The 23096-nt window shown below is 53.4% G+C and carries 25 protein-coding genes; 23 read left to right on the top strand and 2 right to left on the bottom strand.

The window, feature by feature from the left end:
- The first annotated feature begins 49 nt into the window (after positions 1-49).
- From ACFSB2_RS21835 to ACFSB2_RS21765, 15 genes are all read left to right on the top strand, one after another.
- Positions 50-826, top strand: a complete 777-nt coding sequence (locus ACFSB2_RS21835; RefSeq protein WP_377945222.1) for a cell division protein FtsQ/DivIB — start codon at positions 50-52, stop codon at positions 824-826.
- Positions 823-1539 (top strand): DUF881 domain-containing protein, encoded by a 717-nt coding sequence (locus ACFSB2_RS21830; protein ID WP_377945221.1) that lies wholly within the window; start codon positions 823-825, stop codon positions 1537-1539. The genes ACFSB2_RS21835 and ACFSB2_RS21830 overlap by 4 nt, the downstream gene beginning before the upstream one ends.
- Before the next feature lie 15 nt (positions 1540-1554).
- Complete coding sequence (locus ACFSB2_RS21825; RefSeq protein ID WP_377945220.1) at positions 1555-2292, top strand: DUF881 domain-containing protein; 738 nt, start codon at positions 1555-1557, stop codon at positions 2290-2292.
- Positions 2289-2666: a small basic family protein gene (locus ACFSB2_RS21820; RefSeq protein ID WP_377945219.1), complete on the top strand. Its 378-nt coding sequence runs from the start codon at positions 2289-2291 to the stop codon at positions 2664-2666. The genes ACFSB2_RS21825 and ACFSB2_RS21820 overlap by 4 nt, the downstream gene beginning before the upstream one ends.
- 99 nt (positions 2667-2765) lie before the next feature.
- Positions 2766-3995 (top strand): cell division protein FtsA, encoded by a 1230-nt coding sequence (gene ftsA / locus ACFSB2_RS21815; protein ID WP_377945218.1) that lies wholly within the window; start codon positions 2766-2768, stop codon positions 3993-3995.
- A gap of 76 nt (positions 3996-4071) precedes the next feature.
- Entirely contained in the window at positions 4072-5199 is a 1128-nt protein-coding gene (gene ftsZ, locus ACFSB2_RS21810; RefSeq protein WP_377945217.1) for a cell division protein FtsZ, read from the top strand.
- A 268-nt stretch (positions 5200-5467) separates the two neighbouring features.
- Complete coding sequence (locus ACFSB2_RS21805; protein ID WP_377945216.1) at positions 5468-6487, top strand: sigma-E processing peptidase SpoIIGA; 1020 nt, start codon at positions 5468-5470, stop codon at positions 6485-6487.
- The gene (gene sigE, locus ACFSB2_RS21800) at positions 6414-7139 is read left to right on the top strand and encodes an RNA polymerase sporulation sigma factor SigE (RefSeq protein ID WP_377945453.1); all 726 of its coding nucleotides are present in this window, start codon (positions 6414-6416) and stop codon (positions 7137-7139) included. Before ACFSB2_RS21805 ends, sigE begins: the two co-directional genes overlap by 74 nt.
- A gap of 194 nt (positions 7140-7333) precedes the next feature.
- Positions 7334-8113, top strand: a complete 780-nt coding sequence (sigG, locus tag ACFSB2_RS21795) for an RNA polymerase sporulation sigma factor SigG (RefSeq protein ID WP_377945215.1) — start codon at positions 7334-7336, stop codon at positions 8111-8113.
- Positions 8114-8172: 59 nt separating this feature from the next.
- Positions 8173-8469, top strand: coding sequence for a YlmC/YmxH family sporulation protein (locus ACFSB2_RS21790; protein WP_377945214.1), 297 nt, complete (start codon positions 8173-8175; stop codon positions 8467-8469).
- Between the two features lie 168 nt (positions 8470-8637).
- Positions 8638-9441, top strand: coding sequence for a peptidoglycan editing factor PgeF (pgeF, locus tag ACFSB2_RS21785; protein WP_377945213.1), 804 nt, complete (start codon positions 8638-8640; stop codon positions 9439-9441).
- Positions 9442-9487: 46 nt separating this feature from the next.
- Positions 9488-10201, top strand: coding sequence for a YggS family pyridoxal phosphate-dependent enzyme (locus tag ACFSB2_RS21780; protein ID WP_377945212.1), 714 nt, complete (start codon positions 9488-9490; stop codon positions 10199-10201).
- Positions 10202-10249: 48 nt separating this feature from the next.
- The gene (locus tag ACFSB2_RS21775) at positions 10250-10537 is read left to right on the top strand and encodes a YggT family protein (protein ID WP_377945211.1); all 288 of its coding nucleotides are present in this window, start codon (positions 10250-10252) and stop codon (positions 10535-10537) included.
- A complete protein-coding gene (locus ACFSB2_RS21770; RefSeq protein ID WP_377945210.1) occupies positions 10534-11301 on the top strand; it encodes a YlmH family RNA-binding protein in 768 nt (255 codons plus the stop codon). The genes ACFSB2_RS21775 and ACFSB2_RS21770 overlap by 4 nt, the downstream gene beginning before the upstream one ends.
- A gap of 101 nt (positions 11302-11402) precedes the next feature.
- Positions 11403-11906 carry a DivIVA domain-containing protein gene (locus ACFSB2_RS21765; RefSeq protein ID WP_377945209.1) on the top strand — a complete coding sequence of 168 codons (504 nt, stop codon included), beginning with the start codon at positions 11403-11405 and terminating at the stop codon, positions 11904-11906.
- Positions 11907-12177: 271 nt separating this feature from the next.
- Here ACFSB2_RS21765 and ACFSB2_RS21760 read toward each other — a convergent pair whose 3' ends face one another.
- A complete protein-coding gene (locus ACFSB2_RS21760; protein WP_377945208.1) occupies positions 12178-12408 on the bottom strand; it encodes a hypothetical protein in 231 nt (76 codons plus the stop codon).
- A gap of 14 nt (positions 12409-12422) precedes the next feature.
- On the bottom strand, positions 12423-13241 hold the full coding sequence (gene comA / locus ACFSB2_RS21755) for a phosphosulfolactate synthase (RefSeq protein WP_377945207.1): 819 nt from the start codon (positions 13239-13241) through the stop codon (positions 12423-12425).
- Positions 13242-13347: 106 nt separating this feature from the next.
- On the opposite strand from comA, the gene lspA reads away from it, so the two are divergent.
- From lspA to pyrF, 8 genes are all read left to right on the top strand, one after another.
- Positions 13348-13815 (top strand): signal peptidase II, encoded by a 468-nt coding sequence (gene lspA / locus ACFSB2_RS21750; protein ID WP_377945206.1) that lies wholly within the window; start codon positions 13348-13350, stop codon positions 13813-13815.
- Positions 13812-14753: an RluA family pseudouridine synthase gene (locus tag ACFSB2_RS21745; protein WP_377945205.1), complete on the top strand. Its 942-nt coding sequence runs from the start codon at positions 13812-13814 to the stop codon at positions 14751-14753. Before lspA ends, ACFSB2_RS21745 begins: the two co-directional genes overlap by 4 nt.
- 255 nt (positions 14754-15008) lie before the next feature.
- A complete protein-coding gene (gene pyrR, locus ACFSB2_RS21740; protein WP_377945204.1) occupies positions 15009-15554 on the top strand; it encodes a bifunctional pyr operon transcriptional regulator/uracil phosphoribosyltransferase PyrR in 546 nt (181 codons plus the stop codon).
- Between the two features lie 59 nt (positions 15555-15613).
- Complete coding sequence (pyrB, locus tag ACFSB2_RS21735) at positions 15614-16534, top strand: aspartate carbamoyltransferase (RefSeq protein ID WP_377945203.1); 921 nt, start codon at positions 15614-15616, stop codon at positions 16532-16534.
- A 59-nt stretch (positions 16535-16593) separates the two neighbouring features.
- The gene (locus tag ACFSB2_RS21730) at positions 16594-17886 is read left to right on the top strand and encodes a dihydroorotase (RefSeq protein WP_377945202.1); all 1293 of its coding nucleotides are present in this window, start codon (positions 16594-16596) and stop codon (positions 17884-17886) included.
- Positions 17883-19004 carry a glutamine-hydrolyzing carbamoyl-phosphate synthase small subunit gene (gene carA / locus ACFSB2_RS21725; protein WP_377945201.1) on the top strand — a complete coding sequence of 374 codons (1122 nt, stop codon included), beginning with the start codon at positions 17883-17885 and terminating at the stop codon, positions 19002-19004. Before ACFSB2_RS21730 ends, carA begins: the two co-directional genes overlap by 4 nt.
- Complete coding sequence (gene carB / locus ACFSB2_RS21720) at positions 18983-22237, top strand: carbamoyl-phosphate synthase large subunit (protein ID WP_377945200.1); 3255 nt, start codon at positions 18983-18985, stop codon at positions 22235-22237. The genes carA and carB overlap by 22 nt, the downstream gene beginning before the upstream one ends.
- Entirely contained in the window at positions 22234-22977 is a 744-nt protein-coding gene (gene pyrF, locus ACFSB2_RS21715) for an orotidine-5'-phosphate decarboxylase (RefSeq protein WP_377945199.1), read from the top strand. Before carB ends, pyrF begins: the two co-directional genes overlap by 4 nt.
- The last annotated feature ends 119 nt before the right edge of the window (positions 22978-23096 follow it).

The following is a 23096-nucleotide window of genomic DNA, read 5'->3' as shown; positions in this document are numbered from 1 at the left end:
CTGCGCGCTATGAAATACGGGGACACGCTCATTAAAGGACGTGAAATTATTGCCGCAAATCACCATCACGCCAGAGGAGCGACAACGTCGAAAGGCGCGAAATCGAAAAATTGTCATTGGTTTTTTTGTGTTTATCGGCCTCGTAGTCGGTTTGGAATCACCGCTGACGCGCGTGCGCCACATTGAGGTGACAGGCAACTCGACGATTGTCAGCCGGGAGATTGTCAGCGACACCGACATCCATACTGGCGAAAGTTTGTGGCAAGTCAACAGCGCGCATGCGGCTGCCAAGGTGACTTCCATGGAACCGATGGTCCAGTCGGTGTCTATCAAGACAAGCTGGTTGCAGGGCACCATTCACGTGGCTGTTCACGAGCGCGATGTGGTCGCCATTTACGAAACTTCTGGTGATTTTTACGAGTTGTTGAACAATGGTGTCGTTTACGCGGCCATCAAACCGACAAATGGATTGCCGTTCCCTGTGATCACATCTGGGCAAAAACAGGTGACAACTGGACAGGCTGTCAGCCCAGAGGTCGCTGAGATCTGCAAACAACTGCCAAAAATCAGCGCTGCGGAGCTGGTGAACGTGTCAGAATTTCACGCCAATGGCGATGGCACGGTGTCATTGTATCTCGACAATCGATTTGTCGTAACCTGTGACATCCAAGGCCTGGTTGGTGACATGAATGCCATGCATGATGCAGTATCCTACTTTATTCAAAAAGGGTACAAGCCTGGTACGATTGATTTGAGCGGTTCGCCGCCATATCGGTACACTCCGTATTCCAGTTCTAGCACGGCGACGGGAGGGAAATCACCATGAACACGCGCGCAAAGTTGACCCTTTCTTTGACCGTCGTGTCTATTGTGCTCGGTTTTATGGTTTCGCTTGGGTATCGTCAGGCGGAATTGTCTGCGAAGTTAGGCTCGGTTGAACTGGGCGGATCGGCCGTTAATCGACAGTTGACACAGCAATTGTCCAACATAAAGGCGTCCAATCAAGCTGCTGAGCAGCAACTTGCGGAAGTGATGTCGCAAATCAGCGATTTTGAGCAAAAATCTACAGGCTCTGACGATCAACTCAAGATTCTGCAGACGAAGTTGTCTGACGAGCGCATACTTGCTGGGGTGACGCCAGTGCATGGCCCGGGCGTTGTGGTAACCTTGATGGACGGCGGGACGAGCGCAACCAATGTGGAGCAGGAGTTGACGCACGACTGGAACATCCGCAGTGTGGTGAACGAACTGTTTACCGCTGGAGCGGAGGCTGTCTCCATCAATGATTATCGCGTGGTTGCAACCTCTGCTGTCGAATGTCAAGGGCCTGTCGTATCAGTCAATGGACATCGTCTGGGTGCGCCATTTGAAATTCAGGCAATCGGTTCGCCAACCACGCTGAAGAGCGCCCTGTCGATAACTGGCGGTATTTTGGACGCGCTCCGTCAACAAGGCGTGCAGGTTTCGACACCGCAAACAAAGAGCGATATCGAAATGCCTGCCTATACTGACCCGCTGCAAGCCGCGGGTGGAAACTGAAAGGTGATATAACGCATGCCACGACGCCGAATTGTCTGGGGCGTAACTGCCATCTGCGTTGCACTTGGGTTTATGCTGTCGGCGCAGATATCATCGCGTCCTTCATACAGCGGGCAGTCGACCAGTTATATCGATTTGCGCACGCAGGTGCAGGAAGCTGCCCAAGAGCATCAGTTGCTGGAAGACGACATTTCCAAGGCGCGCGCGCAATTGGATGAGTATCAGGCTGCTGGCGGCAGTTCTTCAAGGTTGCAACAAGTGCTTAAAGGCGATGAAAAGAGCGTGGAACAGGAAGCGGGCATCACACCTGTGAGCGGCCCGGGTATTGTCATTACGATTCAAGATGCGCCGACGTCGGTGGCGGATCCGCAAGCGGTGGCCACATTCCAAAGTGAGGCCGACCAATTTATAGCGGAAATTGTAAATGATTTGTTTGGCAACGGTGCAACAGCCATCAGTGTCAATGGCCATCGGCTTGTGACGACGTCATCCATTCGCATGGTGTCAGGACTCTCCGGAATCGGGGCCGTGCATGTCAATGGGCATCCAATTGCCGAACCGTATGTGATTTCGGCAGTTGGCAACATCGCCGACATGAAGGCGGCGTTGACTGTCAATCAGTTGGCTGAACTGTATCCCATCATGGGAGAATCCTATCAGGTGGCTACCTTTTCAGGCGCGAAAGGCGTAAAAGTGCCTGGATATGTAGGACCATTGCCGGGACAGTATGCGAAGGAGGGAAGCGGCTCATGATTTGGCTGCCTGTATTAGGGCTCGTGGTTGGCGTTGCGCTGGGACTTGTTTCCGATGTTGCCATTCCCGTTGCGTATTCCAGTTATTTGTCCATTGCGATTTTAGCTGCATTAGACACAGTTTTGGGAGGAATCCGCGCAAGTTTGGAGAAGTCATTCGACGGCGCGGTATTTCTCACGGGTTTCTTTACGAATACGCTGATTGCTGCGTTACTTGCTTATATTGGAAATCAGTTGGGCGTCGATTTATATCTGGCGGCGGTTGTCGCTTTTGGGGTACGCTTGTTCAATAACATCGCCGCGATTCGACGCAGCGTCTTTTTGTTGATGAGACAACGGAAATTGCAAAGAGAGAGCGCGCGTCAGCGAGAATGAATCATGAATATTTTTCGCGACATGAAGAGGAATGTCGAAAAGCATGTGGAAATAGATAGAGAATCGCAGTCTTCGGCGCTCTAGGGAGGTGCCACTCGGTTGGCCAAAGAAGATTACATCGTCAGTCTTGACATCGGCACTTCGAAAATTCGAGCCATCATTGGGGAGCCTACGGGCAATAGCATCAATGTCATCGGAGTGGGTTCTGCCTCCGGTGAAGGGTTGCGGCATGGCTCCATTGTGGATATAGATTTGACTGTTGAATCCATTCGAGAAGCGGTAGATCACGCTGAGCGAATGGTTGGCATCCACATTTCGTCTGCTTATGTTGGTATATCTGGAAACCATATTCAATTGCAAAGTAGTCATGGTGTCGTCGCAGTGTCTTCCGCAGATAGGGAGATTTCGGATGAAGACATTGAACGCGTGTTGCAACAAGCACGCGTTGTTGCCATTCCGCCAGAGCGGGAAGTCATCGATGTCGTCGCAAAGGAATTTGTCGTCGACGGACTACATGGCATCATGGATCCTCGCGGCATGCTGGGGGTTCGCTTGGAAGTTGAAGCTTACTTGATTACTGGCAGCCGCACGGCGATTCACAACGTCGTACGCTGTGTAGAGCGCGCTGGTATTGAAGTGGCAAATCTGGTGCTTGCGCCAATGGCCGCAAGCCATATTGCGCTCTCCAACGATGAGCGAAAACTTGGCGTTGCGCTTGTCGACGTCGGCGCTGGCGCCACTTCGGTCACCGTGTTTTACAATGGTGTGTTGATGGGAACCAGTGTCATTCCGATGGGTGGCGACTACGTCACACACGATATTGCCATCGGGCTGCGCACCAGCACCACATCGGCTGAACAGGTGAAACTGCGCCACGCCTGCGCACTCGTCTCCCAGGCGTCTGAGCACGAGATGTTTGAAGTGCCGCGCATGGGTGGCAATCAGGAAACAGAATACTCCCAGTATGATTTGGCAACGATTGTCGAACCACGCATGCAGGAGATATTCGCGCTCGTGCGAAAAGAAATAGAGAAGATGGGTTATGCGGACGATTTGCCTGCTGGTTATGTGTTTCACGGGGGCGTCATGTCAACGCCTGCAGTTGCTGAACTTGCCAGCGAAGAGCTTCAGGCGCCCGTTCGCATTGCAATCCCCGAGTTTTTGGGCGTGCGAGATCCCTCTTTTGTCAATGTGATGGGGACCATCGCATACGCCGTGCGCACAGGGTTGCGCGCGGCGCCGATGGAACAGGCGCCTGTGGCGCGTCAAGCGAAATCGGGCGGCGGCATGTTTTCACGTCTCAAAGACTGGTTGCGTGATTTCGTATAAGGCTAAGTATTCAGTTTGCGTCCTTCAGGGTCATGGAGGCAAGCGTGAGCCATAGAGAATTGAGGAGGAGCAAGTCATGCTGGAGTTTGATTTTGAATCGGATTCCCTGGCGCACATCAAAGTGATTGGCGTCGGCGGCGGTGGCTGCAACGCAGTCAACCGCATGATAGAGTCCGGCGTCAAAGGCGTCGAGTTTATTGTCGTCAATACAGATGCCCAGGCGTTGAAATTATCAAAAGCTGAAATAAGACTGCAGATTGGCGAAAAATTGACAAGGGGTTTAGGGGCAGGCGCCAATCCGGACATCGGGAAAAAAGCTGCAGAAGAAAGTCGTGAGATGCTTGCCAATGCGTTAAAGGGCGCAGATATGGTGTTTGTCACAGCTGGTATGGGCGGCGGAACGGGAACAGGCGCCGCACCGGTCATCGCTGAGATTTCGAAGGAACAAGGTGCTTTGACAGTCGGTGTCGTGACCAAGCCCTTCCGCTTTGAGCAGCGGCGCCGGATGGTTCAGGCGGAAATGGGTGTGTCCGATTTAAAGGAAAAAGTCGACACATTGATTGTCATACCGAATGACCGACTTTTGGAGATTGTAGACAGAAATACACCAGTGCTAGAGGCGTTCCGTGAAGCGGACAACGTGTTGCGCCAAGGTGTATCCGGCATTTCTGAATTGATTGCAACACCGGCGTTAATCAATGTTGACTTTGCCGATGTGAAGGCCATTATGACTGAACGTGGGTCAGCACTTATGGGCATCGGGATTGCAAACGGTGAAAATCGCGCTTCTGAAGCGGCCAAAAAAGCCATTTCATCTCCGCTGTTGGAAACTTCCATCGACGGGGCGCGGGGTGTACTGATGCACGTCGCTGGCGGTACCAACTTAAGTCTCTGGGAAGTCAATGAAGCTGCAGACATCGTCTCCACCACAGCCGACGCCGAAGTAAATATGATTTTTGGCGCGGCGATAGATCCTGATTTAGAAGACGAAATTGTTGTCACCGTCATTGCGACTGGATTTGAAGGCAACCAAATTCAGCATGAACCGGCGCCACAGGTCGGAGGGCGTCACGCCGCTCCACCACAGCGCCAAAGCCCGTTGAATGACCCGCCGCCTTCGATTCCGAATGGTGGGAATTCGTGGGATGTCCCCGCATTTATGCGGCGTCGTGAGGGTAAGTTCGGTCGAGATCGCGATAAATAGGATTGGTAATAAATTGCGTTTTAGTGGAAAAAAAGAGGTGCGACGTAGATGTCGCATCTCTTTTTCTGTTAAGCGCCATTCATCACTTGCATTTGCTCCATGTTTGACCCGTGTGGTACAACGCGCTGCACAAGACTTCCTCCATTTCTACATTTCTCGGTGTGCTTCTACAAAAAGTCTATGAGATTTCAGTCAAGTTCCGACAGGCTTTGTAATAGAGATACATTATACTTTCTCTACAACATTTAAAACGGCTCGAGGTGGTCTTGTGCCTGCGACGCCCGTTGTGTACATCGATGTCGTCTGGTTCGTCAATCTCGTGATGGACACCATGTTACTGTGGACAACTGGATGGCTGCTCAAGCGGAAGATGAGAAGGTCCCGTGTTTTTCTCGGTGGTCTCACTGGCGCATGTTATGCACTTTTGCTGTTCTTCCCAACTTTGTCCTTGCTCACCACTTGGCCTGGGAAGGCGCTGATGTCCGTATGCATGGTCTGGCTGGCGCTACCGAAAAAGAACATTTTGGATTTGATCCGCCTGATTCTCGTCTTCTACTTTGTCTCTTTTGTCTTTGCAGGCGCAGCAGTTGCATGCGGGTTTGCGATTCCAGGCATGTCGCTTGGCAAAGCACTTTCCATCGACGGCCATGGACTTGTGTTCACGACCTCTGGTGAAACGCTTGCCTTAATGGTTGCTGTGCCATTGTGCATATGGGGGATGCAACGTCTCTTGCATCGATTGCGCAAGGTTCAACAGCAGACGCATTGGTTGTACACCGTAGAAGCGACGTTTGCCAATCATATCATTCGATTTGTCGGGTTGCTCGATTCTGGCAATCAGTTGTACGATCCTGTGTCCCGGCGGCCCGTTTCACTCGTGGACCTAGATGTGCTATTGCCAGTCTTGCCAGAGGAAGTCCAAAAAGCGTTGGCGGCTGGCAGTGACATGCTCACTGCGGTTGCGTCCGTCGCTGCATCGAGAAACTTTACGCTCGTTCCATTTCAGGGCGCCAGTGGTCAAGGATTGACCATTGCTTTAAAGCCGGATCATGTTTATATCAAGCAAGGTGAGCGCGGTTGGCAGCTTGAATCCGCACACTTGTTTGCCGTATATCCAGGTCGACTGAATGCGGAAGGAACGTTTCGTGGGATTTTGCACATGGACATGATGAATGGAGTTGACAGCATTGAAGGGAATCAAGACACTCAAGGACCTGAACATGAAGTTGCGTATCCGCCTCCAGTTGCTCTTCATTCGAATTCGAGTCAAACTTCAAGGCAGCCCTGAGGAAGTTTACTACGTAGGAGGCAGTGAAGCCCTGCCTCCACCGCTCACACGTGAAGAGGAACAGTATTTGCTGGAGAAGTTACCATCGGGAGATCAGTCAGTTCGCTCGATGCTGATCGAGCGCAATTTGCGCCTCGTGGTCTACATAGCGCGTAAGTTCGAAAATACAGGCATCAACATCGAGGACTTGGTATCCATTGGCACAATTGGCTTAATCAAAGCAGTCAACACGTTCGATCCGTCGAAAAAAATCAAGTTGGCGACGTATGCATCCAGGTGCATTGAAAACGAAATTTTGATGTACCTCCGGCGAAACAACAAACTCCGTTCGGAAGTCTCTTTGGATGAACCGCTCAATGTGGATTGGGATGGCAATGAATTGCTTTTGTCCGATGTGTTGATTGGCACCGATTCCGATACGATTTATCGGACGGTGGAAGACGAGGTGGATCGTGAGCTGCTTTACGATGCGCTGGAGAAGTTATCGGAACGGGAACGAAAAATTATGCAATTGCGCTTTGGTCTTGGCACAGAGAAAGAAATGACCCAGAAGGATGTCGCTGATTTGCTCGGTATCTCACAGTCCTACATCTCACGCTTGGAAAAGCGGATCTTAAAGCGGCTCCAACGCGAATTTAATAAAATGCTCTAAATCGCTTGTCCAAAAAGGCCGCAAAATCGTTGATATGTCGGCCTTTTTGGACAACCTCTCCCCTCATCTTTCCAGTTGTTCCCCCCTTTTTGCTGGTGCATAAGTTGGTCGCATTCGGACATACTGAAGACGGATTCTGGAAATTATTGAGTTGTCCGTGGAAGACCAGCAGGCACCTTTTGGGGGGAACTTCTGTGAAACGCAACAAGGTCGAAATCTGCGGTGTGAATACTTCGCAACTTCCGGTTCTCACCAACGCGCAGATGCGCGAGCTATTTTCGCGATTGCAAAGCGGCGAGCTCCATGCACGCGAACAGCTTGTCAATGGCAACCTTCGCTTAGTTTTATCCGTGATTCAACGCTTCAACAATCGTGGCGAATATGTGGACGACCTGTTTCAGGTGGGTTGTATTGGTCTGATGAAAGCCATTGACAATTTTGATTTAGGTCAAAATGTCCGCTTCTCCACGTATGCGGTCCCCATGATTGTCGGCGAGATCAGACGATATTTACGAGATAATAATCCGATTCGCGTCAGTCGTTCTTTGCGTGACATTGCGTACAAAGCTTTACAAGTGCGCGATACGCTGACCACCAGGCACTTGCGCGAACCGACGATTTTGGAAATTGCCAAGGAAATGGACGTGCCAAAGGAGGAAGTGGTGTTTGCTTTAGACGCCATTCAGGATCCGGTTTCCATGTTTGAACCGATTTATCACGACGGCGGCGATCCCATTTTTGTCATGGATCAGATTCATGATGACAAGGAGCAGGACGCCAGTTGGGTGGAAGGCATTGCGCTGCGTGAAGCGATGCAAAAATTGACGGATCGCGAGAAGAAGATTCTGTCCATGCGTTTCTATGAGGGCAAGACGCAGATGGAAGTCGCGGACGAAATCGGCATCTCGCAAGCGCAGGTTTCACGCTTGGAAAAGGCGGCTATCAATCGGATGCACAAGCATATTCAGTCGTAAATCTGTCTTCCTCTGTCATATACATGGTAATATGACATCTCGGGGAAGGCGGAGTCACTGTGATGCGTATATCCGATTTACAGACGAAAGATGTCGTCAACGTGGAAGACGGCAAACGTCTGGGATCTATCGGTGATTTGGAAGTGGACACCGACAGTGGCCTGATTCGAGCCATTGTGATACCAGGTCAAGGCCGTTTTTTTGGAATGGTGGGGGGGAGTCAGGATTACGTCATTCCGTGGAATCAAATTGTGAAGATTGGATCTGATGTCATTTTGGTGGATTTGCGCCCTGCGCACGAGACAGGGTATTATCTTCCACCTGAATCTGGAAAGCGCGGGACAGGCGGCTATTGATTCGGCTGCCACGCGCGATGCGTCCCGCACCAGCAATTCCACGGAGAAATCTGCGAACCAAAGGGCATTGCGCATGCTGGCACCAAGGCATGATTTTCATCTCATCAAGCATAGAACGGATCGCCAAAATGGGCACGACTCATGTATCATGAAGACGGAGGGATGAGCGTGCTGACAAACTGGCATCAGGAACAGGATGGCGGTATTTGCGTGCAACCCGCGTTTACAAGACTTGGGGTGCACGCTTTATTTTCATTTCGTCATCACCCGCAACAATCTGACGAAGATTTGGATGTGGCCTTTCACCAGCGGCTGGCTCACGAAAAAACGCGTGAAAATCGCCAATATGTCGCGCAGCAGTTGGGGATGCCACTCGCAAATTTTGTGTTTGTCCAACAAGTGCACGGCACAGAGGTACTGACAGTGGATGCGGCAGCATGTGGGAATGGGATGGATGCATCAGCGAGGCGGATTGCTGCAGATGCGTTGCTGACCAACGAAAAATGTGTGGCGCTGGCGATTTTGACGGCAGACTGCGTGCCGGTGTTGTTTTATGATCCCGTTTCTCAGGTGATTGGCGCGGCCCATTCAGGCTGGCGCGGCACGGTCGGACATATCAGCGTCAAAGTGCTGGAAACAATGAAGCGGCAGTATCACACCCGAATGGAAGATGTATTTGTCAGTATAGGTCCGTCGATCCGCCGTTGTTGCTATGAGGTCGATGATGTCGTTGCCAAGCCGATGCAAGCAGCATTTTCACGGCCTGTACTGTTTCCGCGGTTCAAGCGCCCTGGAAAATACCTCTTGAGTATGCAGGCAGCCATCAGGGAAGACATCGAACGCCAGGGGGTGCCACCCGCTCAGATTGAGGACAGTGGCGTGTGTACATCCTGCCGGGTCAAACACTTGTTTTCCCATCGTCGCGAACAAGGGGAAGCAGGACGGCAAATGGCGGTCATTTCCATGCCTTGAGCATGACGGTCTAGTAAGTCTGTAACACGGCTAGGAGAGAGATGGAATGTATGAAAACGATATAATTGCTCGAAACGTAGTCGGCGTGCGCGCTGAAATCGGTGCAGCACTCAAAAAAGCCGGGCGAGAAGCAGACGCTGTACGTCTAATTGCCGTGACCAAGACGGCGACAGCGGATGTTCTGCCTGAACTATTGAAAAATGGTGTTAGCGATGCCGCGGAAAATCGCTGGCAAGTTGCGCGGGACAAGTTCGAGCATCCCAGTGCCAGCGCGTTTGATTGGCATTTTATCGGCCCGTTACAAACGAATAAATTAAAATATGTATTACCCAGATTCTCCTGGATTCACGCGGTGGATAGATTGGAATTGGCGCAGGCGATATCGGATGAGGCAGGGCGGCGAAACTGTTTGCCACAGTTGTTGTTGCAGGTCAATGTCGCGCGCGAGCCACAGAAGCACGGTTTTGCGCCAGAAGAGGCGCTTGCTGCCGCAAAGGTTGTTGCACAAATGCCGAATCTGTCCTTGCGCGGCTTGATGACCATGGCGCCATTGGTAGTGGACAGCGAGGAAACAAGGCCGGTGTTCCGCGGCTTGTACCAACTTTGGCAAGAAGTTCAACGTACACTCGGTATCGCGTCGTTTGATCAACTATCGATGGGCATGTCAAACGATTTTTGCGTCGCCGTCGAAGAAGGCGCAACTATGGTGCGCATCGGCCGGAGCTTGGTGTCGCCATCGCCAACAGATGACAAGATGTGATGACCGTGCTCAAATTGGAATGCACTTGATGAGAAAGGGGGCTTTGGCATGGCTGTTTTAGTTGAGATCACCCAAGGACTATTTACGGCCTATTGGTATGTTTTGCTTGCGTCTGCCATCATCGGTTTTCTGCCAGACATTCGCCAGACAAACCTTGGGCAAACGTTGGCGCGCATTACAGATCCGTATCTGAATCTGTTCCGTCGCATCATTCGCCCTTTGCCGATTGGACCTGTCATGCTGGATGTATCTTGGATTGTCGGTGTCGGCGTCTTTATGGTAGTTCGCACGCTCGTTTTCAGTCTGTTGTCAAGCCTGTTGGGGATGCTCACATGAATCAAGCGGCATGGGTGCGCGAGCGCGAACGGCCATTCGTCCGCAATGCAGAGGACTGGTGCAACCAGGTACATCAACAGCAAAATTGGTATTTGACCGATTTCCTCACGCCACGCGAACAGTATTTGACCACGAGTGTGGCGGTAAAAAACGGCTTGGTCAACGAGTCGTTTGGTGGATATACGGGATGCGAACGGCAGCGAATGTTGCTCATGCCAGATAACTGGTATCCGACGGCTGAAGATTTTGCCGTCGATTGTCTTCAACTTACGGCGATTGCTGGAGAAATTGCGCACAAAGACGTGTTGGGCAGTGTTTTGGGCCTCGGCCTCCACCGAAAGATGGTGGGCGATATTGTCGTTGATGATGCGACTGCATATCTGTTTGTGACCCATACAATGGGGCAATATATTTATGATCACCTACATCAGGTTGGTCGTGCGACTGTTTCTGTGGCGCGTCCGTCGCAGATCCCGGCGCTGCCGCTGCCAAATTACCAGCCTGTGGACATCAGCGTGCCATCACTGCGGCTAGATGCTGTTGTTGCCAGAGCATGTCAATTGTCGCGCGGCAAGTCACAGGAGACAGTGGAGCGAGGGGCAGTGACGCTCAATTTCACAGAAGCGTCAAATGGCGACGAAGTGCAGATTGGCGATATATTGTCTGTGCGTGGTTTTGGCCGGATCAAGATACTTGAAGCGCTTGGGACAAGCCGCCGCGATAAATTGCGTTTGCGCATCGGTGTGCTTCGCTCGAATATGTAGCGGGTTTCGGGCAGGAGTTTATCTTTGTATGTCGAAATACGTTCCGAGAGATGTCGATGAATACGCATTTGTGTCGGTTTGTCGAATAAGGAGGATGTCGTATGCCCCTGTCACCTATAGACATTCACAATAAAGAGTTCGGGCGGTCCTTTCGGGGATATAATGAAGATGAAGTGGATGATTTTCTTGAACGCGTCATTCAGGACTACGAGGGACTCATTCGTACGAATAAGCAATTAGAAGAGGAAATTCAAATGCTCAAGGACAAGCTCGAGCATTATGACAGTTTGGAAGACAGTCTAGGGAAATCCATTTTGGTCGCGCAGGAAATGGCTGAAGAAGTCAAAAGCAATGCGCGCAAGGAAGCTGAACTGATTATCCGCGATGCAGAGAAAAATGCGGACAAGATTGTCAGCGAGGCGTTGAATAAATCACGCAAAACAGCGTTAGACGTTGAAGAAATGCAGAAACATGCCGCAGTTTTCCGGGCGCGGTTTCGGTCGCTGGTTCAAGCGCAACTCGAAATGTTGGATTCGGGAGATTGGGGCGCGTTTGACAAAGATTTGGCGTTGCGCGCAGCCAGTGTAGCACAATCGGGCATCTGATGGCGTGAGCGGACGTGAAAAACCAGCAACCGGATGCGGTGTGCTGGTTTTTTGGTATCGTCAGCCATTCGCATTTCAATTTAAACGCCGTGCGATGAGGAACAAACAGAAACCGACTGCGAGCGCGATGCTACACACTGGAGTGAAAGAGGTACTCATTTGAAACCATAGTCGTGTCAGCCAAGAGGCGACCAATAAGATTGCGCTAATCCATATGAGTACCCAAGCTATGGTCAATAGTTGGTTTCGTCGCAACCGAATTCTCCCCAATTCATGTCTCTATCCTGAAAATAAAGTCGATACCCTGGTGCTGCGCCATCCGCGATGCTGGTGCGGGAAGCAGCACGAGTGGTGGCTTATCCTGAAAGCGCCGCTCATATCCATCATACACCGCAGCTTGTGACAGGCGGGTGACAGTCTGGTGAACATCGTGTGATGGTGTAAACCACGCATGGCTGCAAAGGTGAATGGTCATGTGTTCACGATGATCAACTTGACGCACCCTCACCCAACCCTTTACAGATTTTCATCGTCTGTCAGCGTCGTGGCAAATGTATCAGCGCGCAGCCCAAGACGCAAACACTCCAGCGCGATCACGTCATTGACAGCGATATTCCCCAAATTGACGCTTTGGCCGAAACGGTTGATCAACGCCACTTGTTGGGATTTTTTCGGCGCTTCCCAAATGATTTTGTCCATGACTTCTTCCGGGAGGGATGCGATAAACGCTTCCAGAATGGATGTGTCAATTTTTCCGGCGTCGCCATAGATGCCCACTTGCTCTCCGGATTCTCGACCTTCAATGACGATGAAATCTGCTCCTGCTTCCGTATCGGCGATGACTTGCGCGCGGTAAGCTTCGATGTCGGTGTGCGCATCCAGCTTTTTACCGACTTCAGAAATGACCACCTGCATGATGGATTTTGCCTTGGCGATACATCGTCTGCGTGTATCCAAGGACATGTCGATGGTTCCGTCAGAAATCTCCACTGCGGTGAAACCGAGCTTGTGACAGCGTTCCAAGTAGCGATCATACACATTTTGTTTGAGGGCGATTTCTCCAAGTGTGCCACCTGGGCATGTGTGCACAGAGAAGACACGCGCCAACGACAGTTTCTGTCGCAGCACGTTTGTCGGATAAAGGCAGCTTGTGCCAAAGCCCAGCTTGAGCACGTCCATGTAAGCAGAGCCGATTTCCAGTAAACCGCTGAGCTGTTCATAGCATGTACCCGTATCAATGACCATCGTCACGCCTGTTTGCCGTGGCTTATGTGCACGCTTCCCGAGCGGATAACGAATGATTTGTGAGAAAGCGCCAGAGTCTGATAAGATCACAATGTTCACGCTCCCTGCGCACGTTTGATCCACGGTATGCTGTGCCTATCGTTGGTTGTGCAGGGCAAAGGAGAATAGTCCAAACGGAAATAGGTGAAATTCATTGTTGTATCTTGTTGCAATCATCATTTATGCGTTGGATCAATTGTTAAAATGGTTGATACGCGCCAAATTGGCCGATGGACAAGGCGTAACTGTGATTCCAGGTGTACTGCAGATTTACCATATTCAAAACACAGGCGGCGCATTCAGCATCTTGCCGAACCAGATCTGGCTGTTCGTCTTGGTGGCGCTGGTTGTGATTGTCGCTGTCATCGTGATCTCCCGCAAGATACATGCCAATACTTTGACAAAGATTGGGCTTGGGCTCTTGCTCGGCGGCGCCATTGGCAATATGACCGACCGTGTTCTCATACACTCGGTCACAGATTATGTGTATTTTTCCATCATCCACTTCCCGATTTTCAATCTGGCCGACGCGTCGATTGATGTGGGTGTGTTGTTGCTGCTGATTCAAAGTTTTCGCAGCAGCAGTCGCAACGGAAATGAAAACTCAAAGGAAGATAAATCATGAGGGACGGCATACGAGAAACATATACAGTCAACGAGGAAGATGTGGGCGAGCGCCTCGACAAATGGCTGACTGAGCAAATGCAGGACAATGATTGGGATCTCTCTCGCTCGACGGTGCAAACCTGGCTGAAATCGAGCATAGTGACACGGATACCGACGGGAAAAATCAAGGCGAGCGATCAGATTGAGGTCAATCAGCAATATGTTGTGGATTTGCCAGCTGAGGAACCGGTCACCATTGTCGGTGATGACTTGCCGCTTGATATCGTGTACGAGGACGAGGATGTGGTGGTGGTGAACAAGCCGCGCGGTTTGGTCGTTCACCCAGCGCCTGGCCATCTCCGCGGCACGTTGGTCAACGCGTTGGTCGCGCGGGGGATCATATTGTCCAGCCTTGGCGGAGAGATGCGTCCAGGGGTCGTTCACCGCATCGACAAAGACACAAGCGGTTTGGTGATGTTGGCGAAGACGGATAGAGCATACTACTCATTGACGGCCCAGTTGCAGGCGCACACCGTAGAGCGGCAGTACACTGCCATTGTGCACGGGCGCATGACACACCAAAATGGGACGATTGAGATGCCGATTGCGCGTGATCCGCAGGATCGCCAACGGATGGCCGCCATTGCTGGCGGCAAACAGGCCGTGACACACTTTCAGGTCATCGAGCGATTTGACAGGTACACTTTGGTGCGCTGTCGGCTGGAAACCGGCAGAACCCACCAAATCCGTGTGCACTTTGCCGCGATCGACCATCCGCTCGCTGGCGATCCGGTGTATGGACGGCGGCATACGCTACAGATTGCAGGTCAGGCGCTGCACGCTCAGACACTTGGCTTTGAGCATCCAAGCACGGGTGAATGGCGCGTGTTCAGCAGTGAGTTGCCAGAGGATATGGCAGGGCTGTTGACTGGTTTGCAGGCAGGTCGGATTCGCTAGGCGGTTAGTGTCAGCGAGGCGACAATTCGCTTTGTTTTCCAAGTTGACACAAGGCATCAAAGCTGGTAGTCTATGAACAAATTTAAAACTGCCTTTAAACCAATCCCGTGAGGTTGGAAAGGAGTCGTGTGAATCACGACGGATACGAGGTGGAGTGTACCCACTGCCAGTGTCCTCGTGAAACGGCCACTTCCCAAACTTGGGCAGTGGCCGTTTTTGTTTGGCGACTTCCTCCAGCGAAAGGCGGAGCAGACAATGGAACAAGCGAAGGTACAAGCGACACAGATTATGGATGATGCGGCCATGCGTCGCTCGATGACCCGGATGGCGCATGAAATTATTGAGCGCAACAAAGGTTTAGAGAATATCGTTTTGGTTGGCATCTTGACGCGCGGGGTGGTATTAGCGAAGCGCATTGCCAGCAAGCTGGAAGAGATTGAAGGACAGCGCGTCCCTTGTTTGACACTGGACGCGACGCCGTATCGCGACGACTTGCAGTCAAGCGATGCGAGACCGCATGCAGCCCCCGAGTTGGCGGTGGCGGGCCGCAAAGTTGTGCTGGTCGATGATGTGCTTTACACAGGCCGCACCGTGCGGGCAGCGCTCGACGCCATCATGCAGGCGGGGCGCGCACAGGTGGTTCAACTGGCGACACTGGTCGACCGAGGGCATCGGGAATTGCCCATTCGCCCGGATTTTATCGGCAAGAATGTGCCGACAGGACGCAATGAACAGGTAATTGTCAAATTGACAGAAGTCGATGGTCAGGACGGCGTGTGGATTGCCAACCAACGCGCCTGAATGAACGGGAATACAAGCGAGATCGCTCACGGGAAAAAGCCAGGATAAGGAGTGCGCTCATGTTTCACGCAATGACGGTTAAACAGTTTGAACTTGCTGCGGTGGAGCGATTGATGGAACACGCAGAGAAACTGCGGACGATGGATAGGCGCGCGCTGTTGGGACAACTGCAGGGGAATCTGGTAGCGACATTGTTTTATGAGCCGAGCACACGCACGCGACTCTCGTTTGAGGCGGCGGTGTATCGCCTGGGTGGTCAAGTGGTCAGCGCTGAGAACGCCCGTGAAAACTCCTCGTCGAAAAAAGGGGAGACGCTGGCTGACGTGTTTCGCGTGGTCGGCACGTATGTCGACGCCATCGTGATTCGCCACCACAGTGACGCAGAGTTGGATGAGGCGGTTTCCTACTCGCCAGTGCCTGTCATCAACGCTGGCGCAGGCAGCGGCGAACATCCAACGCAGGCCTTGCTCGATGTCTACACCATTTGGCGCGAACTCGGACGCCTGGAGAACATGACGGTGGCCGTGCTCGGCGACCTGAAATACGGCCGGACGGTGCATTCGCTCCTGCGCTTGCTCACACGTATGCAGGGCATGCACGTGAAACTATATCATCCACCGATGTTGGGGTTGCCTGCGGCGCTGCTGGCAGAACTGGAGCAATCGAGCATCGAAGTCACGCAGTGTGACAGTGTGGCGGACGCTTTGAAAGACGCGGACATTGTGTACCAGACGCGCATACAGTCGGAGCGGCTGGAAGGGTTTGACGAGCAGTGCGCCACGGATGATTACGCGATCCACGTGGATCACCTGCTACAGTTGCCAGCACACGCGCGCATCCTGCATCCGTTGCCGCGGGTTGGCGAAATCGACCCAGCGATAGATCCCGATTTGCGCGCCGCATACTTCCGCCAAGCGGAAAATGGGCTGTATGTGCGGATGGCGCTGTTAGACCAGATTTTAAACGGCAGCCTGACCTGATTTTGAGCAGCAGCACCGAGGCGCCGACTTAATTTTCAGAGTGGAATAGGAGTTTTGGCATGAAGATACGGATAGATGGCGGCCGCTTGCTTGATGAACAAACTGGCGAATTGTATGGGGCAAACGTCTACTATGATGATGTAGAAGGACGCATCTTGGCAATCGGGCGAGATTTGCCGTCAGCGGACAAGACGATACAACTTGACGGGCAACTCGTTCTACCAGGGTTTATCGACATGCACGTGCACTTGCGGGACCCTGGTTTTACGGCAAAAGAGACGCTGGCTTCTGGTGTCCAGGCCGCAGCGGCAGGCGGCTTTACCGAGGTCGCCTGCATGCCAAACACCTCCCCGGCGACGGACACAGCGGCGGTTGTCGCGGACATCGTGGGGCGGTCGCGCGACATCGGCAAAGCGGGTGTCCATCCGATCGCATGTATCACGGTGGGACAGGCCGGTGAAGCGTTGACCGATTTTGCAGCGCTCAAAACGGCAGGGGCCATCGCGCTGTCGGATGACGGTCGCGGCGTGCAGCACGGCATGCGCATGCTGGAGGCGATGACCGCGGCAAAAACGCTGGAAATGCCCATTGTCATCCACTCCGAAGACGAGACGTTGTCCGGGGATGGCGTCATCCATCCGGATGCGGCGCGCCGCCTTGACCTGCCAGGCATTTTGGGGGAATCGGAAGCCGCGATGATCGCGCGCGACATCCTCCTGGCCGAGCGGACAGGGGCGCATCTTCATGTCTGTCATGTCAGCACCGAACAGTCAGTGGCGTTGATCCGCTGGGGCAAAGCGCGCGGTGTTCGGGTGACTGCCGAAGTCACACCACATCACTTGCTTTTGGACGAAAGCATCATCACGCACGATGACGCCGTGTTCAAAGTCAATCCACCGCTGCAGAGCGAACGCGACAGACTGGCCTGTTTAGCGGGATTTCTCGATGGCACGCTCGACATCATCGCGACGGATCACGCGCCCCACACAGAGGCGGAGAAATCGCTTGGCATCGCCCGGGCGCCGTTTGGCATGGTCGGCATCGAGACGGTGTTCCCCCTGTTGTACACATACCTAGTGGTGCCAGGGATTGTATCCCTGCCACATCTTGTTTGGGGCATGACGCGGCGTCCGGCGGATGCGTTCGGATTGCCAGGCGGTTCGCTGCGCGCAGGCGCTGTGGCGGACATCGCAATCGTCGACATCGTGCAGGAGCGGGCCATTGAACCAGCGGCGTTCTACTCACGCGGCCGCAATACCCCATTTGCGGGTTGGCAAGTGACCGGTTGGACGACACACACGATTCGCCGGGGCAAACTGATTTACCAGCAGGGAGAGGAGCGTTTGGCATGACGAGAACAGAGAGACAACCAGCCCGGTTGGTGCTGGAGAGCGGACTTACATTCACGGGCGTCAGTTTTGGCGCAACCGGCGAACGTTTTGGGGAGGTCGTGTTCAACACAGGCATGACCGGTTATCAGGAAATCCTCACGGATCCATCGTATTATGGACAGATTGTGACCATGACCTATCCGCTGATAGGCAATTATGGCATCAATATAGACGACGTGGAATCGCGCCAACCACATGTTCGCGGCTTTGTTGTGCGGGAACTTTGTGAATGGCCTTCACATCATAAACAGATTGCTTCCATCGAAGCGTATCTCCAGGAAAACCAGATCATCGGTCTTGCTGGCATCGACACCCGGCAGTTGACCAAGGCCATCCGCTCGGAAGGCACCATGAAGGCGGTCATTACGACGTCTGATGAATCCGTGGCGTCTCTGATAGAACGCATGCGGGAGGCGCACATTGTCGATGCGGTCAAACAGGTGACCACCCAGACGGTCTATCGCAGTCCAGGCGCTGGTCATCGCGTGGTGCTGGTGGATTACGGCATGAAAGCAGGCATCTTGCGTGGATTGCTCGAACGCGGCTGCGATGTCATCGTCGTGCCAGGGACATCGACCGCACGTGAAATCATGGCTTGGCGGCCGGATGGCGTGATGTTGAGCAACGGTCCTGCCAACCCACTCGATGTGCCGTTCGCCATCGAGGCGCTGCGCGAATTGATTGGGCAAGTGCCGATTTTCGGGATTTGTTTAGGACACCAACTGTTCGGCTTGGCATGCGGCGCAAAGACGAAAAAGATGAAGTTTGGCCACCGAGGTTCCAATCACCCTGTAAAACACCTGTTGTCAGGCCGAGTGGACATCACTGCGCAAAATCACGGCTATATGGTGGACGCGGATTCCCTTGCGGATACACCGCTTACGCTGACCCATATCAACCTGAACGACGGAACAGTTGAAGGATTGGCGCACAAATATGCGCCCGCCTTCAGTGTGCAGTACCACCCAGAGGCGCGCCCAGGTCCAACAGACGCGAATTACTTGTTTGATGAGTTCATTGCAATGATAGAAGCTGTGCAAAAGGGGAGTTTTGTGCCATGCCAAGACGCAACGATTTAAAGAAGATCATGGTCATCGGCAGCGGTCCAATTATCATTGGTCAGGCTGCAGAATTTGACTACGCGGGCACACAAGCTTGCCAGGCGCTGAAAGAAGAAGGATATGAGGTCGTCCTTGTCAACTCCAATCCGGCGACCATCATGACAGATCCGGATATTGCGGACCGCGTATACATTGAGCCGATTCGCCTTGAATTCATTTCGCAAATCATCCGCAAAGAACGCCCAGACGGACTGTTGCCGACGCTCGGCGGTCAAACGGGCTTGAATATGGCCGTGGAGTTGGCGAAAAGCGGCATTCTCGAAGAAGAGGGCGTGGAACTGCTGGGTACGCCACTCTCGGCCATTGAACAGGCAGAAGACCGCGAACTGTTCCGCAACTTGATGGCTGAATTGAACCAACCCGTGCCCAAGAGCGCAATTGTGCACACACACGCCGAAGCTGAAGTGTTTGCCAAAGAGACCGGATTCCCCATCATCATCCGCCCAGCTTACACACTTGGCGGCACCGGTGGCGGCATTGCACAGAACTGGCAAGAATACGGCGAGATCGTCGAAAGAGGATTGAGCCTGTCCCCAATTCACCAGGTGTTGGTCGAGCAGAGCATCGCCGGTTACAAGGAAATCGAGTACGAAGTGATGCGCGATAGCAATGGGACGGCAATCGTGGTCTGTAATATGGAGAATTTCGATCCGGTGGGCGTTCACACTGGCGACAGCATTGTTGTGGCGCCGAGCCAGACGTTGTCCGACGCGGACTACCAGATGTTGCGCGACGCGAGTTTAAACATCATTCAGGCTTTGGGCATCGAAGGTGGCTGTAATGTTCAGTTGGCACTGGATCCCAATAGCGCAAACTACTACGTGATCGAAGTGAATCCGCGCGTGAGCCGCTCGAGCGCCTTGGCTTCTAAGGCGACGGGTTATCCGATTGCGCGTATCGCGACGAAAATTGCGGTGGGTTACCGCCTGGACGAGTTGCGCAATCCCGTGACCGAAGAGGCGTATGCGGCGTTTGAACCGGCGCTCGACTACGTTGTGACGAAAATTCCGCGCTGGCCGTTCGATAAATTCCGCAGCGCCCAACGCCAATTGGGGACGCAAATGAAGGCGACCGGTGAAGTGATGGCCATCGGCCGCAGTTTTCCGGAGTCGCTGATGAAGGCGATTCGCTCCTTGGAAATTGGCGTTGACTCCTTGTGGTTGAAACAAGCATCCAATTGGTCGGAAAGCGAATTGGAGCGCAAAGTCGCTGTGGCGGAAGATGACCGGTTGTTTGCGGTCGCCGAGGCCCTTCGGCGCGGTTGGACGGTTGAACGCATTCACAGTCTCAGTCAGATAGACCGTTGGTTCCTGTGGCATCTTGAAGAGATGGTCGGGCTGGAACAGCAGTTGGCCGCTTTAGGCACGACGCACGCGCCGATGACAGACATCTTCAAAAACGAAGCCAAGCTTCTGGCGCGAGCCAAGCGCAACGGTTTCCCTGACGTCGAACTGGCGCGCCTGTTGGGAACCGATGTTGCGACATTGCGCGAGTGGCGCAAGGCGCAAGGGCTGGTGCCGGTTTACAAGATGGTCGACACATGCGCGGGCGAGTTTGCCGCATCCACGCCGTATTATTACAGCACGTTTGAGCAAGAGGATGAAGTGACGCTGTCGGATCGAAAAAAAGTGATTGTGTTGGGGTCTGGTCCGATTCGCATCGGTCAGGGCATCGAGTTTGACTACTGTTCTGTGCACGCCGTCTGGGCTTTGCGCCGTTTGGGGTACGAGGCCATCATCATCAACAACAATCCAGAAACAGTGTCCACCGATTTTAGCACGTCCGATAGATTGTACTTTGAGCCGTTGCATGTGGAGGATGTGCTCAACGTCATCGACAAGGAACAACCAGAAGGCGTCATCGTGCAATTTGGCGGTCAGACGGCCATCAATTTGGCGGCGCCGCTGGCGGCAGCCGGGGTGCGGATATTCGGCACTTCGCGCGAGGACATCGACTTGGCGGAGGATCGGGAAAAGTTCGATGATTTGCTGGCGCGTCTGGAAATCTCGCGGCCGCAGGGATCGACGGTGACATCAGTCGACGCGGCAGTGACAGCAGCCGAGGCGCTTTCTTATCCGGTCTTGGTGCGTCCCTCCTATGTTTTGGGCGGCCGGGCGATGCAAATCATCTCCGACACGAGCGAACTGTTGCAGTATATGGAAGAAGCCGTCGAAGTTTCACGTGAACATCCGGTGCTCATTGACCGCTATGTGCAGGGGCTTGAGGTGGAAGTGGATGCCATCTCTGATGGTGAAACGGTGATTATCCCTGGCATTATGGAGCATGTCGAGCGAGCGGGCGTCCACTCCGGCGATTCTATCGCGGTTTATCCGCCGCAACATCTGGTGTCGTCGGTGAAAGCGACGATTCAGGACTACACGATGCGATTGGCGCGTGGGTTGAGTGTGCGCGGGCTGGTCAACATCCAGTTCATTGTGCACGACGACATTGTCGAGGTCATCGAAGTGAACCCGCGTTCGTCGCGGACAGTGCCGTTCTTGTCAAAGGTCACAGAGGTGCCGATGGTGGATTTGGCCATGCAGGCGGCTTGCGGCGGTTCACTGGCGGAAATGGGCTATCAGAGCGGTATTCTGCCGGAAGCTGATACAGTCGCCGTGAAAGTGCCGGTGTTTTCTTTCGCGAAGTTGCACCGTGTCGACATCAGCCTCGGCCCAGAGATGAAATCGACTGGCGAGGTCATGGGACGCGACTACAACTACGAGAAAGCATTATATAAAGGCATGGTTGCTGCAGGCACCATCGTGCCGTCGCATGGCACGGTTCTCGCGACGATTGCCGACAAGGACAAAGCAGAAGCGCTCCCGCTCTTGGCGGAGTTCGCGCACTTAGGGTATCGGTTGGCTTCCACGGAGGGAACCGCTCGCTATTTGCGAGACAGGGGCTTGGAAGTGCGCGTCGTCAACAAATTGGCTCAGGGCACGCCGAATCTGGCAGACGATATTCGCCAAGGCCGCATTCAGTTGGTCATCAACACGTTGACAAAAGGGCTCAAGCCTGAGCGTGATGGGTTTCGCATTCGCCGGACCGCTGTCGAACATGGCGTCCCTTGCTTGACGTCCTTGGATACGGTCAAATCACTGCTGGATATTCTCAAGCTCATTCATTTCCAAACGCTCGCCCTAGGTGATACTGGGACAGCATCATCAACCAAAGGCGGGTGGCAGCGGTGAGCGTTGTCGACACGCTCTTGTCGCCGCGTTTCGACGCGGCGCGCAAGGCCAGTTATCTGGCGCTCGATGTAGATACCGAGGCGGCTGCACTGCAGCTTGTGGAACAGTTTACGCCTGTGGTAGATGGGTACAAGGTCGGATTGGAACTGTTTCACGCCGCCGGGATGCGTCTGGTGGAAAAGTTGTTGCAGCGCAACTTGCGCGTGTTTCTGGATATGAAGTTGCACGATATTCCGAACACGGTGGCAGGAGCGCTGCGCGCCATTTGCGAATATCCAATTGAGATGGTCAACGTGCATGCGCAAGGTGGATTGCGGATGTTGACCGCCGCCCGGGCAGCGGTGGCGCAAGCGCCGTATCAACCGCTGCTGATTGGCGTCACTTTGCTCACGAGTTTAGATGAGGCAGATTTGGCAGCCATGGGCGTTCAAGGCACACCGGTGCAAGGGGTGGAGCGCCTGACGAAACTTTGCCAAGCGGCGCAGTTGGACGGTGTGGTCTGTTCAGCGCAAGAGTTGGCGCATCTGGCCGCGCTTGTGCCTGATGGGTTTGAGCGCGTCGTGCCAGGCACACGTCTGGCGACGGACGACCGGCATGATCAACAGCGCATTCTCACGCCGCGCGAAGCGATGCAAAGAGGCGCCACACGGCTGGTCTTGGGGCGCGGCGTGCGCACAGCAGATGACCGATGGCAGGCGCTTCATGCTTATTGGACAGAGATGACGAATGACCATGTGTGATGCGTTCTATCGACTTTATTTTCAGAATAGACCGCCATGCGTGATGCATTCCGCACCAGCAGAATCATGAAAATGTCAGTCAATCGGAGCATCGCGGATGGCGCAGCACCAGGGTATCG

It is taken from the genome of Alicyclobacillus fodiniaquatilis (genome assembly GCF_042678105.1).
GTDB classification, from domain to species: domain Bacteria; phylum Bacillota; class Bacilli; order Alicyclobacillales; family Alicyclobacillaceae; genus Alicyclobacillus; species Alicyclobacillus fodiniaquatilis.
The sequence above is the reverse complement of the archived record's forward strand: the minus strand, read 5'-3'. Positions and strand labels throughout refer to the sequence as shown.

Excerpts from the sequence above, each read along its gene's own strand:
- ACFSB2_RS21775 (WP_377945211.1), top strand. The coding sequence starts at position 10,250 with ATGGCTGTTTTAGTTGAGATCACCCAAGGACTATTTACGGCCTATTGG.
- pyrR (WP_377945204.1), top strand. The coding sequence starts at position 15,009 with ATGGAACAAGCGAAGGTACAAGCGACACAGATTATGGATGATGCGGCC.
- ACFSB2_RS21830 (WP_377945221.1), top strand. The coding sequence starts at position 823 with ATGAACACGCGCGCAAAGTTGACCCTTTCTTTGACCGTCGTGTCTATT.
- ACFSB2_RS21730 (WP_377945202.1), top strand. The coding sequence starts at position 16,594 with ATGAAGATACGGATAGATGGCGGCCGCTTGCTTGATGAACAAACTGGC.
- ACFSB2_RS21770 (WP_377945210.1), top strand. The coding sequence starts at position 10,534 with ATGAATCAAGCGGCATGGGTGCGCGAGCGCGAACGGCCATTCGTCCGC.
- carA (WP_377945201.1), top strand. The coding sequence starts at position 17,883 with ATGACGAGAACAGAGAGACAACCAGCCCGGTTGGTGCTGGAGAGCGGA.
- ACFSB2_RS21825 (WP_377945220.1), top strand. The coding sequence starts at position 1,555 with ATGCCACGACGCCGAATTGTCTGGGGCGTAACTGCCATCTGCGTTGCA.
- carB (WP_377945200.1), top strand. The coding sequence starts at position 18,983 with ATGCCAAGACGCAACGATTTAAAGAAGATCATGGTCATCGGCAGCGGT.
- ACFSB2_RS21765 (WP_377945209.1), top strand. The coding sequence starts at position 11,403 with ATGCCCCTGTCACCTATAGACATTCACAATAAAGAGTTCGGGCGGTCC.
- pyrB (WP_377945203.1), top strand. The coding sequence starts at position 15,614 with ATGTTTCACGCAATGACGGTTAAACAGTTTGAACTTGCTGCGGTGGAG.
- ACFSB2_RS21780 (WP_377945212.1), top strand. The coding sequence starts at position 9,488 with ATGTATGAAAACGATATAATTGCTCGAAACGTAGTCGGCGTGCGCGCT.
- ACFSB2_RS21745 (WP_377945205.1), top strand. The coding sequence starts at position 13,812 with ATGAGGGACGGCATACGAGAAACATATACAGTCAACGAGGAAGATGTG.
- ftsZ (WP_377945217.1), top strand. The coding sequence starts at position 4,072 with ATGCTGGAGTTTGATTTTGAATCGGATTCCCTGGCGCACATCAAAGTG.
- ACFSB2_RS21820 (WP_377945219.1), top strand. The coding sequence starts at position 2,289 with ATGATTTGGCTGCCTGTATTAGGGCTCGTGGTTGGCGTTGCGCTGGGA.